We start from the raw sequence: 15,019 nt of genomic DNA, 5'->3' as shown, positions 1-15,019 counted from the left end.
GTTAATCAATACCATGCCGAGAAAAGTATTAGGTGGGCGAACTCCGCTCGAAGTCTACACCGGGGAGTCGCTTGCACTTATTGCTTGAATCCAGCTGCCTACGAACAAGTGATGCAATGCAACGTGCATCAGCTCCCTGCAGCAGAGGAGCCTTATCTAAACGAGCGTTTTTGCCCGGAAGATATGGAAACTGAAGACAGTGATTCAACAGAAAGTGATTCATTAGCAGTCAGGGCGTATCAACTTTCTTTGCAGGGGCTGTCACAGCGTGAGATTGCTAAAGCTCTGGAGATAAGTCAGTCGTCGGTATACAGGGCTCTGAAGAAGGCAGAATTGTCATGAACAGGGTGATTCAGAAGGTGATTCCTGGGGGCTTAAATGCAGCAGGTACACAGATTATGTACCAACTAGACCAACGTTCTCTCACAAGGGAACGGAAGAAATCAAACCCCTTGATTCAGGGTGAATCACCTTGGCACGTTTTTGGCACGTTTTGATGCGCAAATACACGCACTTTTACACACCTGAATGAGGAAAAAAATGAAAACCTGACTGAGAGGATAAAACCATGAAAACTGTGTCAAGCCTTGATATTAAAGGGATTCTGCATTTTCTACAGCCAAAAAGAAACCCGCGCCTCTGGGGGAAGAGTACGCGGGCTAAGACCATTAGGAGTGAAACATAGGTACACAATCCAAGTACCAAGGTCATTTTACTGACCCAGGCTGATTGGCCGTAGGGGGAAGTCGACCGAATCAGCACGTGTAATTATGGTTCAGAATCTTCCTGCGTCCACTAAGTTATAAGATCAATTCAGAATAATTAACTTTGTTGTTACGCTCGATCGATTTTCCTGCTGATGCTTAGCGGGCTTCATTCAATTTAAAGTATTTCTGTTACCCAGATTTTCAGAGTCAGTGCCGCTATTCAAGCCCATCTGTTGCAACTCTTTCATCTTATCTGTGGTGATGTAGAGGTCACCTTCTCGTCCTTCCAGTGCGCCATGTCCATGCCAGGGCAGTAATTTGTAATCTGAGTGGTGGGTATAATCCAGGAAAGGATACTTGATGATCTGGAAATAGGGTGAGTAATCAAAGTCACTGGGAGTGCAGAGCTTGGGGTTTCGCTGAAACAGCTGAACGCCATTTTCTCCGTTCAGTTTAACCAGAGGTAAAATGGGGAAGTGAATAAAGCTGAATGCTTCTGCAATCATACTGGAGCAGACTGTCTTGGTTTCATCCCCGGGAGAATGTTGAAACAGTGAAGAGCGCCACCGTCTGGGCATAATGGAGTAGGGGAAGAAAAAGCGGGCAAGATCCAGAACATGGCGGACATTATAATCAAGGCCTAACCGACTGACTGCGTAATGAATGACTTGCTGGCTGTCGGAATAGTTCAGCCCATTTGGTCGACAGATTCTCAGGTGATCACCTTCATAGCGGCTCAAGGGGTGAACAACGGTACCGAAGCCCAGTTCGCTTTCTATGATCAATTGATCATCGGGTGAACCATCGTAAGATTCTTTGACTGTCTGACGTATACGATCATCTTCAATATCGTGAAGGCGACCAATATAAAGCATCGCGTGGGACCAGGGACTCTGAGTAATCTGTTTAATGACATTGCTGACCCTGGACTTTCCTTCCACTAAGATAACATCGCAAGGCTTGAGCTCGTGGCGAATACGCTCAAAATCACAGAGTTGTCGATTGGTGTCATCAGGCTCCTGCATAAGCCATTTTGTCAGTAAGCCAGCGAGTGACTTGAGGAGCTGCATGATTCTTCCCTGTTGTTCTTTTACTGTCTCAAATAGTTTTGAGCGAAAACTGCGGCTCGTTTTGAGGCTTGAGGTAATGACATGCTCAATGGATTTCCCTATAAACAGCCTTGAGCGTTTCTCTATAAAGAATAGCATCGGCCAACTCCCTGATAAGATGATCAGCAGCTCAATCCAGGCTCTATCCTTACACTGAATCCGTTCTGTATCCGATAGAGATAAATCAGACGGCCTCCTTATAGAGACGATATAATGGCTGTGTTGCACACATGTTTCATCGCAGTGCTGATTTTTCGCTAGAACAATGACAACAGGCAGAGGGTCTGAATTATGAGCGACCAACCCGTTTCACCCGGAAAGCTGGCTGAGAGCCTGAAGTCACTCCAAAAACAGAAGGGCTTGCCTCCTGTTCATTTGTGGAATCCCGACTTTTGTGGAGATATTGATATGAAAATCTGCCGGGATGGCAGTTGGATGTATATGGGATCACCCATAGCTAGAGAATCTATGGTGAAACTGTTTTCAACCATCCTTCGACATGACGATGACGACTGTTTTTATCTGGTTACCCCGGTGGAAAAAGTACGGATTCAGGTTGAGGATGCTCCATTCGTTGCTGTTTCGGTTGAGAGCAAAGAGAGTGGGATGGTTTTTACCACTAATGTTGGAGATGAAGTCATTCTGAATCAGGAGCATCCTTTATGGGTAGAAGTTGATCCGTCTACCGGTGAGCCTTCTCCCTACATCAGAGTCAGAGCGCAGCTGGATGCGTTGATTCATAGGAATGTTTTTTATCAGCTGATAGAAATGGCCGAAGAAAAGACAACCGATGAGGGTGTTGAGCTCTTTATCAGTAGTCATAGCCAGTCGTTTACTTTGGGTACCCTTGGAGATCACTGATGGCTAAGACATTGTCAGTCGTCATCGACATAGACCCTGGAATTGATGATGCCGTTGCTTTGTTGCTTGTCTGGGCAAGCCCTGAACTCAATATTTTGGGTATAACAACAGTGTCAGGCAGTGTGGAGCTCGAAGTGTGTAGTAGCTTGCTCCAAAATGGGTATATAAGAGAGTGACACCCAGATAAGGATTTGCCCCAAAATAACTTCCCGATTTTTACCCGGACTCCGTTCGCCCTGAGCTTGTCGAAGGGTTATAGCAGATTTGAATAAGGAAGTTATTTTGGGACTATTCCTAAGGTGTGGTTACACCCATTCCACTGACGGCAGCCCAGGATGCTCCGAAGCTGAAAAGTGTGCAAAAAAGAGTACTGTAGAAAATAAACACGAAAGGGCTGACATAGGGAGTGGACTCTTTGACACCAATAGCAAACAGCGCGTTTCCTGTTGCTGCAATCAGGGCATAGGTCAGGGGTGGATGAGTGAATGCAAAGAAGAAAATAATACCTGGCGGGTCACGTCTTTAATGCATGGTGAAAATCCACGTCCTATGGACGTGGTCATGAATGGTTGGCTCCGCCTGCCATGAACTACCCATGCTACTCCTTATCTCTGAGTTGTCCCCACAACTACTAGAGATAGGAAGTAACATGAGTAGATTTGAGAAGTTAACGCATGTCATCTGGCATTGCCAATACCACATAGTTTGGGTACCAAAGTATCGGTTTCGTGTCTTAACCGGAGCTGTAAAAGCTGATGTTCACAACAGCATTCAGGTATTTTGTAGTCAGCTTGGTTGTACGGTAGTTGAGCTGAACATCCAAAATGACCATGTACATTTGCTGGTGAAGGTACCTCCGAAGGTTTCGATTTCAACGCTTTTGGGAACGGTGAAGGGTCGTACGGCTCTGAGGCTGTTTTCGAAATTCCCGTATTTGAAGAAGAGGCCATATTGGGGCAATCACTTTTGGGCTAAGGGATATTGTGTTGATACCGTTGGTGTTGATGCAGAAATGATACGCAAATATGTGAAGTATCAGGAGAAAAGAGAGCGTCTCCAGCAGGAGATAGATTTCAGGAAATAATTTTCAATCTTGGGACAACTCTCACCAGCCTTCTCTGAAGGCTGGCGGTATTAGCCCCCTTTTAGGGGGCATAAAGCAAAACCACGTTCTATGAACGTGGATCATTTACTTGTTCGAATTATTACAGGCTTTCTTTCCAGTCAATGTCCCAAATAAAAGTATTCAGCCCATAATAAAAGGAGCCAGTAGCGGCTCCTTTTATTCAATCATTAAGGTTACATATTCGGATAGTTTGGACCACCGGTACCTTCCGGAGCTACCCAGGTAATGTTCTGAGCAGGATCCTTGATGTCACAGGTTTTACAGTGAACACAGTTCTGACTGTTGATCTGGAACTTTTGCTCACCAGACGTTTCATCTGCAACAATCTCATAGACCCCCGCTGGACAATAACGCTGAGCAGGTTCGTCGTATTTAGACAAGTTGTCTTTCAGAGGAATTGAAGCGTCTGCCAGTTTCAAGTGGCAGGGCTGATCTTCTTCATGATTGGTGTTTGAGAGGAAAACCGAACCCAGACGATCAAAGCTGATAACACCGTCAGGCTTTGGATAATCTATCTTTTTGCTCTGAGCTGCAGGCTTCAGAGTGGCATAGTCCGGTGTCTTGTCACGCAGGGTAAACGGCAGTTTGCCACCAAAAACATTTTGGTCCACAAAAGCAAAGCCAGCACCCAGGAAGTTGCCCCATTTATGCATAGCAGGACCAAAGTTTCTTTGAGCCTGCAATTCATCACCCAGCCAGGAGTTTTCAAAAGCCTGAGCGTAAGTAGTAAGATCTTCTCCACCTTCAGAACCATTGCTGATGGATTTAAAGACTTCATCTGCAGCCAGCATGCCGGACTTCATAGCGGTGTGTGAGCCCTTGATCTTGGCTCCATTCATAGTGCCAGCATCACAGCCAATCAACATACCGCCCGCGAAAGTCATCTTGGGTAGAGATTGTGGTCCACCCTTGGCCAGGGCTCTTGCTCCGTAAGAGACGCGCTTTCCACCTTCAAGATATTGTTTGATGGTTGGGCTTTGCTTATAACGCTGGAATTCTTCAAAAGGGCTGACATGAGGATTGGAGTAACTCAAGTCGGTAATCAGGCCCAGTACTACCTGATTGTTTTCTATATGATAAAGAAAGCCACCGCCTGTTGATCCACTTTCATTCAGAGGCCAGCCTGCTGTGTGAACAACCAGACCTTCCGAATGGTTTTCAGGTGCGATATCCCAGAGTTCCTTGATACCAATGCCGTAATGTTGAGGATCTTTGCCTTCATCCAGGTTGAAACGGCTGATCAGTTCTTTACCTAACTGACCTCGGCAACCTTCAGAAAACAGGGTGTATTTAGCATGCAGTTCCATGCCGGGCATGTAACTGTCTTTCTTCTCGCCATTGGCAGAAATGCCCATATCCCCTGTGGCAATACCCTTGACGCTACCGTCTTCATTAAACAGAATTTCGTTGGCAGCAAAGCCAGGGAAAACTTCCACACCCAGGCTTTCTGCCTGTTCGGCTAACCAACGACAGAGGTTACCCAGACTGATGATATAGTTGCCTTCATTGTGCATGGTCTTGGGAACAAAGACACCGGGCACTTTCATGGCCTTTTCCTGGGAACTCAGCCAGTAGATATCATCGGATACGACTTCAGTATTGAGTGGTGCACCTTTTTCTTTCCAGTCAGGAAAGAGTTCGTTCAGTGCGGTGGGTTCAAAGACCGCACCAGACAGAATGTGGGCTCCCACTTCAGAACCCTTTTCGACCACGCAGACAGAGAGTTCCTGACCTGCTTCTTGTGACCGTTGCATCAGACGACATGCGGCAGACAAACCGGATGGTCCAGCACCCACAATTACCACGTCAAATGGCATAGACTCGCGTTCCATGATGGATCCCCTCCCTCAGCCGGGTTATCACATGGTGATTCTCATACCATGTTCTTTTATCTGCCTATTTTCTGGCTTGTAACCTTGGTTGCCCAGCCATTGATAGTCAGAAGAATCTTTTACTATGAGAATCAAACAGTTGTTTGAAATTTTTCTGCATTATACCGGCACTTACGTAAATGGCCAGCATTCGCTGTGTTGGAGCCAGTATGAACCGAAGCTATAGAAGCTGGTTTTAAAGAAACTCTTGCAGAAAAATAATTTTCTTTCTTGCCTGAGAATCGAATCAATCAGCTTCACTGAAAGCTAACAGGTTATCGTACCGGAACAGCCCATATTGGTTGGGTATTCTAATGAAAGGCGATGGTCTGACACATAGTTCGTTACGCCTATTTGATAATCACCAATCTTAAACATAGGTTTGAACCCTTATTGACGTGCTGGTAGACTGCCCACACGCAGCGCTGTGAAACAATGATAACAATTGATGCTCCGCGCGATGTTTTCGGAGATTTCATGCCCTGCTTCACAACCAAGTATCCAGTCATAGTATAAATAAGGAAGGCTGCGAACCCATGAAAATACTTGTAGCAGTCAAGAGAGTCATCGACTATAACGTCAAGGTTCGTGTAAAAGCGGACCATAGTGATGTCGATCTGACAAACGTAAAAATGGCTATCAACCCATTCTGTGAAATCGCTGTTGAAGAAGCAGTGAGATTGAAAGAGAAAGGTGTCGCCACAGAAGTCGTAGCTGTTTCCCTCGGTACTAAAGAGAGTCAGGAGCAGATACGCACCGCTCTGGCTCTGGGTGCTGATCGTGGCATTCTTGTTGAAACCGATGAAAAACTCGGTGCTCTCTCTGTCGCCAAACTTCTGAAAGCCATTGTTGATGAAGAAAAACCTGACCTGGTGATCCTGGGTAAACAGGCTATTGATAGTGACAACAATCAGACCGGACAAATGCTTGCTGCTCTGGCTGGTCTGCCACAGGGAACATTTGCTTCTGAACTGACCGTTGAAGATGGTAAGGCCAGTGTTACCCGTGAAGTAGACGGCGGTTTACAGACAGTTTCCCTGTCACTGCCCGCTATTGTCACCACCGACCTGCGCTTGAACGAGCCTCGCTATGCTTCTCTGCCGAACATCATGAAGGCTAAGCGTAAGCCTTTGGACACTAAAACACCTGCTGACCTGGGTGTGGAAGTGGCTTCCAGCCTGACCACCCTGAAAGTTGAGCCACCTGCAGAGCGCAGTGCTGGTATCAAAGTGGGCAGCGTTGATGAGCTGATCGAAAAACTGAAAACTGAAGCGAAGGTAATCTAATGGCTATTCTCGTAGTTGCAGAACATGATAATGCAGCCTTGGGCTCAGCCACACTGAATACCGTAGCTGCAGCTCGTCAGATTGGCGATGAAGTTCACCTGCTGGTCGCTGGCTCAGGTTGCGGTTCAGTTGCCGAAGCCTCTGCAGCGATTGAAGGTGTGAGCAAAGTTCTGGTTGCAGATAATGCAGCCTACAGTCATCAGTTGGCTGAAAATGTCAGCTTACTGGTTGCAGAACTGGGTAAAGGCTATAGCCACATCCTGACTTCTGCCAGCACTAGTGGCAAAAACTATCTACCTCGTGTAGCGGCTCTGCTGGATGTTGATCAGATCTCTGACATCATTCGTGTAGACAGTGCAGATACTTTTGCTCGCCCGATCTATGCCGGTAACGCTATTGCTACCGTTCAGAGCAGTGCACCTATCAAGGTCATTACTGTTCGTAGTACTGGTTTTGATCCTGTTTCAGCTACCGGTGGCAGCGCCGCAGTAGAGCAGCTGGACAGTGCACAAGATGCAGGTATTTCTTCCTTCGTTAGTGAAGAAATGGCGAAGTCTGATCGCCCTGAACTGGGTGGTGCTGAGATCGTAGTCTCTGGTGGTCGTGGTATGGGTAACGGAGAAAACTTCGAAATCCTGTACAAGTTGGCTGACAAACTGGGGGCAGCAGTGGGTGCCTCTCGTGCAGCTGTAGACGCCGGGTTTGTACCTAACGATATGCAGGTCGGTCAGACCGGTAAAATTGTTGCGCCTAATCTGTATGTTGCTGTGGGTATTTCCGGTGCGATTCAGCATCTGGCAGGTATGAAAGACTCAAAAGTCATTGTTGCTATCAACAAAGATGAAGAAGCGCCTATCTTCCAGGTAGCAGACTATGGTTTGGTAGCTGACTTGTTTGAAGCCGTACCAGAACTGGAAGGCAAACTCTGATATCAGAGTGGTGAAACGCTACCGGTCTGTTTTCAGGCTGGTAGTCATTAAGTCTGTTGATTAATGAATATTATGAACGCAGGCTTTTTTCTGAGTGAAATCACATTGGAGTGATTTGCCATCAGGGAAGTCATATGTACTCGGAATCTATTTATTTATCCTGTTCTTTGTTAGAGAGAAGTTAGAGAGAAGGCTGAGCGCGAAGGCCTGAACAGGGTATATACATAGGTTTCGAGTGCCGGATGGATTAGGGAAATAATAACCATAAAGATGCAGGTTGGAGTTTGTCATGATTCGCGTACTGATTGCTGACGATCATGATCTGGTAAGAACGGGTCTGTCCCGTATGCTGTCCGATATACAGGAATTGATCATTGTCGGAGAAGCCTGCAGTGGGGAAGAGGCTATTGAAAAGTGTCGTAGCCTTCAGCCTCAGGTTGTCCTGATGGATGTCCGCATGCCAGGTATTGGTGGTTTAGAAGCTACCCGAAAGATCAGTCAGTCATTCCCTGAAATACAGGTAATTGCTGTCACAGTTTGCAATGATGAGTTGTATCCTACCAAGTTGATGGAAGCGGGTGCTGCCGGATATGTTACCAAAGGCATCAGTATCGACGAGATGGTCAGTGCCATCAAATCGGTAGTCATTGGCAAGCGTTATATCAGTCCCGATATTGCTCAGCAGATGGCTCTGAAGTCCTTGCAGCCTTCCTCCGGTTCTCCTTTTGAAAAATTGTCCAGCCGGGAAATGCAAATAAGCCTGATGATTGTTAATTGTGAAAAGGTGCAGGCCATTTCTGACAAGTTATGTCTGAGTACTAAAACAGTAAACAGTTATCGATATCGTATTTTCGAAAAGCTACAGATTAACAGTGATGTCGAACTGACTCATCTGGCCATTCGTCATGGGTTGATTGAAGCGGGTCAGGATGTAGTATCAGCCTGAAAGCCATTGCCTCTGAGATGAATATATCAGTAGTTCTGAGAGCTTGTTTATCAGTATACTGTTCGAAATTAATCGACAGTATTTGTGATCCATGACAGGCTCAATGGCTCAGGATGAAGAAAAAGAACGCTTCAACCACAAGGCTTTTCTGAAACAGGCACCTAAGCAACCCGGTGTCTATGATATGAGAGACAGTCTGGGCAATACCCTTTACATAGGAAAGGCGAAAAACCTTAAAAATCGTCTGGCCAGTTACTTCCGTCCTACCGGTCTTACCACCAAAACTATGGCTTTGGTGAGCAAAATTTACAGCATAGAGGTCACCATTACCAACTCGGAGTTGGAGGCCTTGCTGCTGGAACAAAATCTGATTAAAGACCGGAAACCTCCTTACAATATTCTTCTTCGAGACGACAAATCCTACCCCTTTATTTATCTTTCAGTAGAGGATGAATACCCTCGGGTTGATTACCAGAGAGGTCGAAGCAAAAGTAAAAAAGGACTGTTCTTTGGGCCATACCCCAGTGGTGGAGCAGTAAGAGAGAGCTTAAGCCTGCTGCAAAAAGTTTTTAAAGTCAGGCAGTGTGAGAACAGCTATTTCCGTAATAGAAGTCGGCCCTGTCTTCAGCATCAAATTCATCGCTGCAAGGCTCCTTGTGTCAATCTGGTCAGTCAGGAAGAGTATTTACAGGATGTGCAAGACACCCGACAGTTTTTGGAAGGTAAAAGCCAACAGTTAATTCGTCGTCTGATCCAGAGGATGGAGAAAGAATCAGAAGCTTTAAGGTTTGAGCAGGCAGCTGATATTCGGGATCAGATCAGTCAGCTAAGGCACGTTCAAGAGCAGCAGTCGGTTACTCGAAGTACTGGCGATGCTGATATTGTGGGTTACAGCCACCAAATGGGAAAAACCTGCTTTGCCGTGTTATTTGTGCGGAATGGTCAGCTACTGGGCCATAAAAGCTATTTCCCGAATTTTCGCCTCGATAACCAGCCTGAAGATAATCTTTCAGAATTTCTGGCTCAGTTTTATATCAAGCTGGCAAACAGTCGCAACTTTCCATCAGAAATTATTCTTCCTATGACTTTGGAAGACCTTCAGGTTCTTGAGCAAGCTATAAGTCAAGTGTCTTGTAAAAGCGTAAAGATTAAAAATAAAGTCAGGGGAGAGCGGCAGGACTGGTTAAAACTGGCAGAAAAAAATGCTGTGATGAGCTTGCAGACTGAACTGGCAGGAAAAACCCATCAACGCAAACGTACAGAGCAGTTGGGTCAGTTGCTGAAATTGAAAGAGCCGTTAACCCGATTTGAATGTTTTGATATCAGTCACACTATGGGCGAAGCCACCGTAGCATCCTGTGTTGTCTTCAATCAGGAAGGACCTGACAAAAGCCAGTATCGACGCTTCAACATCTCAGGCATTGAGCCAGGTGATGATTATGCAGCGATGAAAGTTGCCTTGCATAAGCGTTATAAAAACCTGGCAGAACATCCGGAGAATACGCCTGACCTGATCCTTATTGATGGCGGTAAAGGGCAGCTGAGTATGGCAGAGGAAGTCATGTATGAACTTTCTCTGCAGCATATTCCTTTACTGGGGGTCGCCAAGGGCGTTTCGAGAAAACCTGGCCTTGAAACGCTTATCTACCAGGGTAAAGAGCTGTCAGCCCTGGAGAAAGATGGGGCGTTGCTTTTGATTCAGCATATCCGCGATGAATCTCATCGCTTTGCTATCACAGGTCACAGGCAAAAGCGCAATGCTGCAAGAAAACGTTCAACACTCGAGGATATCCCTGGTGTAGGGGCTAAACGTCGGTCATCGTTACTTAAGTTCTTTGGAGGCCGTCATGGCGTTCTGAATGCGCCGGTTGATGAGCTGGTCAAGGTTGAGGGTATCAGTCAGAGCCTGGCGGAGCAGATTCATGCTCATTTGCATGGATCATAGTCCGTAAGGTGAGAAAGCTCGCCAGAGGCTGTAATTCAATAGCTAATTTGTACTCTGACTCCCGACTGTGTAACTTATGCGCCTGTAACGATTTTCAATGACAGTCTGCACCCTCGTATCTCCTTATCAGGAGAGGGCAGGGATAGGATCGTAATGGGCTGTTTTCACACACGAATACAACGGGTTGGAGAGTGTTAAGTCGGGGTTCAGTGAATGATCTGCATGCTCAAAGGCTTCTCCAACTCATCATCATGGTTAGTAATCTTTTACTATGAATATTCCTAATATTCTGACATTGCTGCGCATTGTCCTCGTTCCCTTTCTTGTACTGGTCTTTTATCTGCCCATTGAGATGCGCTACACCATTTGTGCCGGTATCTTTGCCGTGGCGGCTGTAACAGACTGGTTCGATGGATACCTGGCCAGACGTTGGGATCAAACCACTCCGTTTGGTGCTTTTTTTGACCCGGTAGCGGATAAAATTATGGTGGCGACAGCACTTTGCCTGCTGGTCGAAGAATTTCGTGCCGTTTGGATGACGATTCCTGCCATGATTATTATTGGTCGTGAAATTGTCATTTCAGCATTGCGCGAGTGGATGGCGGAATTAGGCAAGCGAACCAGTGTGGCTGTCAACATGATCGGCAAGTTGAAAACCGCAGGACAAATGATGGCGATCACTCTGCTGTTGTTCGCGCCAATTCCATTAGAGTCAGTGATTGGTTATGTCGGTTTGGCATTGCTTTATGTCTCTTCCATCCTGACACTCTGGTCTATGTATGTATACCTTCGTGCTGCATGGCCGGATCTGACGCCATTCTCTAAGGCTGAAAACTAATTCGTTGCTGTAATCTATTGACACAAGACGAAATATTCTTAAACTACGCAGCATCTTCGACGGACACGAAGCCCAAGCGCTTCAAGTGCTGACGAAGATGAGTGAGGAATAGCTTTGTGGTCGAAATACAACCTTACCAAGGTTGGGGTCGCTTCAGAGTTAAAGAGTGAGTCTCGTTTCCTGCTCCTGACGTTGAAGGCGTCATAAAATAACTTCACTGCGGGAATAGCTCAGTGGGTAGAGCACAACCTTGCCAAGGTTGGGGTCGCTTCAGAGTTAAAGAGTGAGTCTCGTTTCCTGCTCTTGACGTAGAAGACGTCATAAAATAACTTCACTGCGGGAATAGCTCAGTTGGTAGAGCACAACCTTGCCAAGGTTGGGGTCGCTTCAGAGTTAAAGAGTGAGTCTCGTTTCCTGCTCTTGACGTAGAAGACGTCATAAAATAACTTCACTGCGGGAATAGCTCAGTGGGTAGAGCACAACCTTGCCAAGGTTGGGGTCGCTTCAGAGTTAAAGAGTGAGTCTCGTTTCCTGCTCTTGACGTAGAAGACGTCATAAAATAACTTCACTGCGGGAATAGCTCAGTTGGTAGAGCACAACCTTGCCAAGGTTGGGGTCGCGAGTTCGAGTCTCGTTTCCCGCTCCAGTTTAATACAGAGAAATCTGTATGATCGTGATATTTGGATCATCTCTTTACAACAAGAATGAATCTGATTTTTCGATCAACTTATTAAAGAATAAAGGCGAGTTAGCAAAGCGGTTATGCAGTGGACTGCAACTCCATTTAGACCGGTTCGACTCCGGTACTCGCCTCCAAACCCTGAAAAACAAGCCATACAGCCTGTTTTTCTACGGCGCGAATAGGTAGACTATTTGTGTCGCCCGGGTGGTGAAATTGGTAGACACAGCAGACTTAAAATCTGCCGACTGAATAAGTCGTGCCGGTTCGATTCCGGCTCCGGGCACCATCTTCGAAAAGCCTTCCAGAAATGGAAGGCTTTTTTTGTATCTGTTCCCCACGTTTTCTCACTATACGTCAACTGCGCCAAGGCGTTGCGCTCAAATCTCCCTATATAACCATTTCTTTTATTGATCATTCTTCATCTTGCTAAACTTTGCTTGTGTCATTTGTGCCACTGATTTTTGGCACTGGGATTGGCACAGATTTCACGCAGTGTTTGCCGTCCTCAAAAAATGCGGAGTTGTTATGGCGAGGCTCGAAAAGAGAAAAGCAGGCTGGTTGGCCAGAGTCAGAAAAAAAGGCATAGATCAGGCTCGGACATTCGACACAAAAAAAGAAGCCGCTGAGTGGGCTTCCAGTCTTGAGCGAAAAATTGATGAATATGGAAATAATGCTGAGGAGGTGACGCGACATCGGTTGTATCGAAAAACGCTGAGAGAGACGTTTGTTCGGTACGTTGATGAAGTCAGTCCAAGAAAGAAAGGCAGGGAAACTGCATTACGGGAAAATCAGCGGTTTCAGCAGATGGCGACCAGCCAGAACCATTCCCCTCTGCCTGACTTGATGGATAAACCCATTTCTTCCATCAAAAGCTTTCATATTGCAGAGTGGAAAATGACCCGGCTCAGTACGGTCAAAGAAAGCTCGGTGGCCAGGGAGAAGAACTTTCTGTGTAATGTGTTTACGATGGCTCGGGAGTGGGGTTATATCGAAGAGTCGCCTTTTTCCAATGTCAAATTTGCCGATGACCGTTCAGCTTCAAGGGATCGCAGAGTTTCAGAAGAAGAAATCGAGCAAGTACTTTTTGCGCTAGATCACTGGGAAGATCATAAGGTGCCTGAAACACCGGCTCAAACGGTGGCCTTGTTATGGAAGCTGTGCATCGAAACGGCCATGAGACAACAGGAAGTGAAATATCTGGTCGCCAGTGAAATTGATTTTGATCATCGGGTGATTAATCTTGCGGCGGAAAGAACCAAAGAGAAGAAAAAAAAGACGCTGGCACTGTCCAGTGAAGCAATCCGGTTATTGAATTTAGGCAAAACCGATGACGACTACTGGTTTGCCAGCTCAAAGTTAAATGTAAGCTCTATATTTAGCATCGCTGTGAGAAAAACGCTGATCGACGATCTTGAGTTTCGTGACTCCAGGCATGAAGCTCTTACCCGGTTGTCTGAAAAGCTGACTCCCTTTGAGCTGGCAAAGCAGGCAGGGCACACCGATATGAACAGAACACTGAAATATTTCAGAAAAACAGCAAAGGACTTTTCCTGTAAATTAGCCTGAAAATCAACCGGTTCAGATTCGAAGTTTATCTGATACTTTTCTTTTGCGTCCTCGTTTTGCAGGCTGTCTTTCTTCCATTTCAGATTGGGAACAGTATTCCTGACTGACCCATTCACTGATTTCCGTATCGATCCAGCGTGGTTTGCTTTTTTGTTTTTTCCCATTGACCTCGATGATTGAAAATCTTGGTTCGGGAAAATTTGCCTGCTTTACAATGACATTTCGTGTGTAGTTGACTGAAAGATCAAGGAAATCTGCGATTCGCTTGATAGACCAAAGCTGTTTTTCAGTGTTCATTATCAATTTCACCTATTGAATGATGTTTTTGAATTTGTCGTGTATGGGTGGGGCTGGGCTTGTGCTGGAGTCATTCCAGACATCCCGTATGATTAAAGTGCTTTTGTAGTCCTGCTCACTAATCCACTGGGCTTCATGAGCTGCGTCAAGAATACGGTTGTGCAAATCAATATAAGAGCTGACTCCCTGGCGGAGCTGAATGATTTCATTTGGTGGTTTCATCAAGAACAGGGCTGGGTAGGTTTGTATGTTGAGTGTTGGATTAGGTTGTCTTTCGATACGGCTGTCAGCCAGATCAGGAATCAGTTCTCCGTCAGTAGAAAAGGAAATTAGCTTGAAGCCGTACTGTTGGCTTAATGCCATTAAAGTCTGAGCCTGTAGGTGGCAAAGCCTGCACTTTCCCTGATAGTAAAAAACAACTCCGGCGACTTTCGCTATTTTCTGTAAAACCTGTTCTCTGGCGTGTTGCACCATGTCGTCATTTATTTTGGCGGCAGCAGGAGATATAGGGCGCCGGACGTTTTCATCCAGCATGGGGTCGCTTTCCATCACTTGTTTCCCTATCCGGGAAAAGCGTTCAGCTTTTTCTTTTACCAATCTATCAAGGTAGAGATAGTTGCTGACATTTTCTTTGCTGGGATGGTCGATGGCTTTGTCCAGATATTGACCGATATTATCTCTGATCCATGCTGTTGTGAGTGGCTGATGCCTTTCGTTTTGGTCGTTGATTTTATTCTCGTCTGTTTCTGGCTCGGCAATGTGTTCATACCAGAACCAGCCTTCAGAGTGGCGGTTAAACCATTGTGAATCTGCTGCGACACTGGTTGAAAATAATCCCATTAACAGAAGAAAGAAC

The 15,019-nt window shown here is 46.0% G+C and carries 14 protein-coding genes and 6 tRNA genes; 16 read left to right on the top strand and 4 right to left on the bottom strand.

Annotated features, from left to right (window positions below):
- Window positions 1-111: 111 nt before the first annotated feature.
- Window positions 112-342, top strand: a complete 231-nt coding sequence (locus GZ78_RS30550) for a helix-turn-helix domain-containing protein (RefSeq protein WP_034843323.1) — start codon at window positions 112-114, stop codon at window positions 340-342.
- 535 nt (window positions 343-877) lie between these two features.
- Here the strand turns inward: GZ78_RS30550 and GZ78_RS26685 are convergent.
- The gene (locus GZ78_RS26685) at window positions 878-1,777 is read right to left on the bottom strand and encodes a C40 family peptidase (protein ID WP_051786598.1); all 900 of its coding nucleotides are present in this window, start codon (window positions 1,775-1,777) and stop codon (window positions 878-880) included.
- Between the two features lie 330 nt (window positions 1,778-2,107).
- On the opposite strand from GZ78_RS26685, the gene GZ78_RS26680 reads away from it, so the two are divergent.
- From GZ78_RS26680 to tnpA, 3 genes are all read left to right on the top strand, one after another.
- Window positions 2,108-2,677, top strand: coding sequence for a DUF1285 domain-containing protein (locus GZ78_RS26680; protein ID WP_034843319.1), 570 nt, complete (start codon window positions 2,108-2,110; stop codon window positions 2,675-2,677).
- A complete protein-coding gene (locus GZ78_RS28610; protein ID WP_081870075.1) occupies window positions 2,677-2,853 on the top strand; it encodes a nucleoside hydrolase in 177 nt (58 codons plus the stop codon). The genes GZ78_RS26680 and GZ78_RS28610 overlap by 1 nt, the downstream gene beginning before the upstream one ends.
- 473 nt (window positions 2,854-3,326) lie before the next feature.
- The gene (gene tnpA, locus GZ78_RS26675) at window positions 3,327-3,761 is read left to right on the top strand and encodes an IS200/IS605 family transposase (protein ID WP_034833922.1); all 435 of its coding nucleotides are present in this window, start codon (window positions 3,327-3,329) and stop codon (window positions 3,759-3,761) included.
- Between the two features lie 215 nt (window positions 3,762-3,976).
- On the opposite strand, the gene GZ78_RS26670 is transcribed toward tnpA, so the two are convergent.
- Window positions 3,977-5,635, bottom strand: coding sequence for an electron transfer flavoprotein-ubiquinone oxidoreductase (locus tag GZ78_RS26670; RefSeq protein ID WP_034843317.1), 1,659 nt, complete (start codon window positions 5,633-5,635; stop codon window positions 3,977-3,979).
- A 575-nt stretch (window positions 5,636-6,210) separates the two neighbouring features.
- Here GZ78_RS26670 and GZ78_RS26665 point away from each other — a divergent pair.
- From GZ78_RS26665 to GZ78_RS26610, 12 genes are all read left to right on the top strand, one after another.
- Entirely contained in the window at window positions 6,211-6,960 is a 750-nt protein-coding gene (locus GZ78_RS26665) for an electron transfer flavoprotein subunit beta/FixA family protein (RefSeq protein WP_034843316.1), read from the top strand.
- Window positions 6,960-7,889, top strand: a complete 930-nt coding sequence (locus GZ78_RS26660) for an electron transfer flavoprotein subunit alpha/FixB family protein (RefSeq protein ID WP_034843312.1) — start codon at window positions 6,960-6,962, stop codon at window positions 7,887-7,889. The genes GZ78_RS26665 and GZ78_RS26660 overlap by 1 nt, the downstream gene beginning before the upstream one ends.
- Window positions 7,890-8,178: 289 nt before the next feature.
- Window positions 8,179-8,835: a UvrY/SirA/GacA family response regulator transcription factor gene (uvrY, locus tag GZ78_RS26655; RefSeq protein WP_034843309.1), complete on the top strand. Its 657-nt coding sequence runs from the start codon at window positions 8,179-8,181 to the stop codon at window positions 8,833-8,835.
- Window positions 8,836-8,926: 91 nt separating this feature from the next.
- Complete coding sequence (gene uvrC, locus GZ78_RS26650; RefSeq protein ID WP_236631712.1) at window positions 8,927-10,780, top strand: excinuclease ABC subunit UvrC; 1,854 nt, start codon at window positions 8,927-8,929, stop codon at window positions 10,778-10,780.
- A 271-nt stretch (window positions 10,781-11,051) separates the two neighbouring features.
- Window positions 11,052-11,618: a CDP-diacylglycerol--glycerol-3-phosphate 3-phosphatidyltransferase gene (gene pgsA / locus GZ78_RS26645; RefSeq protein ID WP_034843306.1), complete on the top strand. Its 567-nt coding sequence runs from the start codon at window positions 11,052-11,054 to the stop codon at window positions 11,616-11,618.
- A gap of 219 nt (window positions 11,619-11,837) precedes the next feature.
- A tRNA-Gly gene (locus GZ78_RS26640) sits at window positions 11,838-11,920 on the top strand.
- 34 nt (window positions 11,921-11,954) lie between these two features.
- Window positions 11,955-12,037, top strand: a tRNA-Gly gene (locus GZ78_RS26635).
- Between the two features lie 34 nt (window positions 12,038-12,071).
- Window positions 12,072-12,154, top strand: a tRNA-Gly gene (locus GZ78_RS26630).
- A 34-nt stretch (window positions 12,155-12,188) separates the two neighbouring features.
- A tRNA-Gly gene (locus GZ78_RS26625) sits at window positions 12,189-12,264 on the top strand.
- A gap of 96 nt (window positions 12,265-12,360) precedes the next feature.
- Window positions 12,361-12,434 (top strand) — tRNA-Cys (locus tag GZ78_RS26620).
- A 64-nt stretch (window positions 12,435-12,498) separates the two neighbouring features.
- Window positions 12,499-12,586 (top strand) — tRNA-Leu (locus GZ78_RS26615).
- Window positions 12,587-12,825: 239 nt separating this feature from the next.
- Window positions 12,826-13,866, top strand: a complete 1,041-nt coding sequence (locus tag GZ78_RS26610; protein ID WP_152558982.1) for a tyrosine-type recombinase/integrase — start codon at window positions 12,826-12,828, stop codon at window positions 13,864-13,866.
- Between the two features lie 12 nt (window positions 13,867-13,878).
- Here the strand turns inward: GZ78_RS26610 and GZ78_RS26605 are convergent, their stop codons facing one another.
- Both GZ78_RS26605 and traF read right to left on the bottom strand, forming a co-directional pair.
- Entirely contained in the window at window positions 13,879-14,163 is a 285-nt protein-coding gene (locus GZ78_RS26605) for a hypothetical protein (RefSeq protein WP_034843302.1), read from the bottom strand.
- 12 nt (window positions 14,164-14,175) lie between these two features.
- The coding region (gene traF / locus GZ78_RS26600; RefSeq protein ID WP_051786597.1) for a conjugal transfer protein TraF at window positions 14,176-15,019 on the bottom strand (844 nt) is incomplete at its 5' end.

Source organism: Endozoicomonas numazuensis, from assembly GCF_000722635.1.
GTDB classification, from domain to species: domain Bacteria; phylum Pseudomonadota; class Gammaproteobacteria; order Pseudomonadales; family Endozoicomonadaceae; genus Endozoicomonas_A; species Endozoicomonas_A numazuensis.
This window is presented reverse-complemented; position numbering and strand designations above follow the sequence as displayed.

Bases quoted from the DNA above. Each gene is read 5' to 3' on its own strand.
- uvrY (WP_034843309.1), top strand. From the start codon at position 8,179: ATGATTCGCGTACTGATTGCTGACGATCATGATCTGGTAAGAACGGGT.
- GZ78_RS26670 (WP_034843317.1), bottom strand. From the start codon at position 5,635: ATGGAACGCGAGTCTATGCCATTTGACGTGGTAATTGTGGGTGCTGGA.
- GZ78_RS28610 (WP_081870075.1), top strand. From the start codon at position 2,677: ATGGCTAAGACATTGTCAGTCGTCATCGACATAGACCCTGGAATTGAT.
- GZ78_RS26685 (WP_051786598.1), bottom strand. From the start codon at position 1,777: ATGCAGCTCCTCAAGTCACTCGCTGGCTTACTGACAAAATGGCTTATG.
- tnpA (WP_034833922.1), top strand. From the start codon at position 3,327: ATGAGTAGATTTGAGAAGTTAACGCATGTCATCTGGCATTGCCAATAC.
- pgsA (WP_034843306.1), top strand. From the start codon at position 11,052: ATGAATATTCCTAATATTCTGACATTGCTGCGCATTGTCCTCGTTCCC.
- GZ78_RS30550 (WP_034843323.1), top strand. From the start codon at position 112: ATGCAATGCAACGTGCATCAGCTCCCTGCAGCAGAGGAGCCTTATCTA.
- GZ78_RS26665 (WP_034843316.1), top strand. From the start codon at position 6,211: ATGAAAATACTTGTAGCAGTCAAGAGAGTCATCGACTATAACGTCAAG.
- uvrC (WP_236631712.1), top strand. From the start codon at position 8,927: ATGACAGGCTCAATGGCTCAGGATGAAGAAAAAGAACGCTTCAACCAC.
- GZ78_RS26680 (WP_034843319.1), top strand. From the start codon at position 2,108: ATGAGCGACCAACCCGTTTCACCCGGAAAGCTGGCTGAGAGCCTGAAG.
- GZ78_RS26605 (WP_034843302.1), bottom strand. From the start codon at position 14,163: ATGAACACTGAAAAACAGCTTTGGTCTATCAAGCGAATCGCAGATTTC.
- GZ78_RS26660 (WP_034843312.1), top strand. From the start codon at position 6,960: ATGGCTATTCTCGTAGTTGCAGAACATGATAATGCAGCCTTGGGCTCA.
- GZ78_RS26610 (WP_152558982.1), top strand. From the start codon at position 12,826: ATGGCGAGGCTCGAAAAGAGAAAAGCAGGCTGGTTGGCCAGAGTCAGA.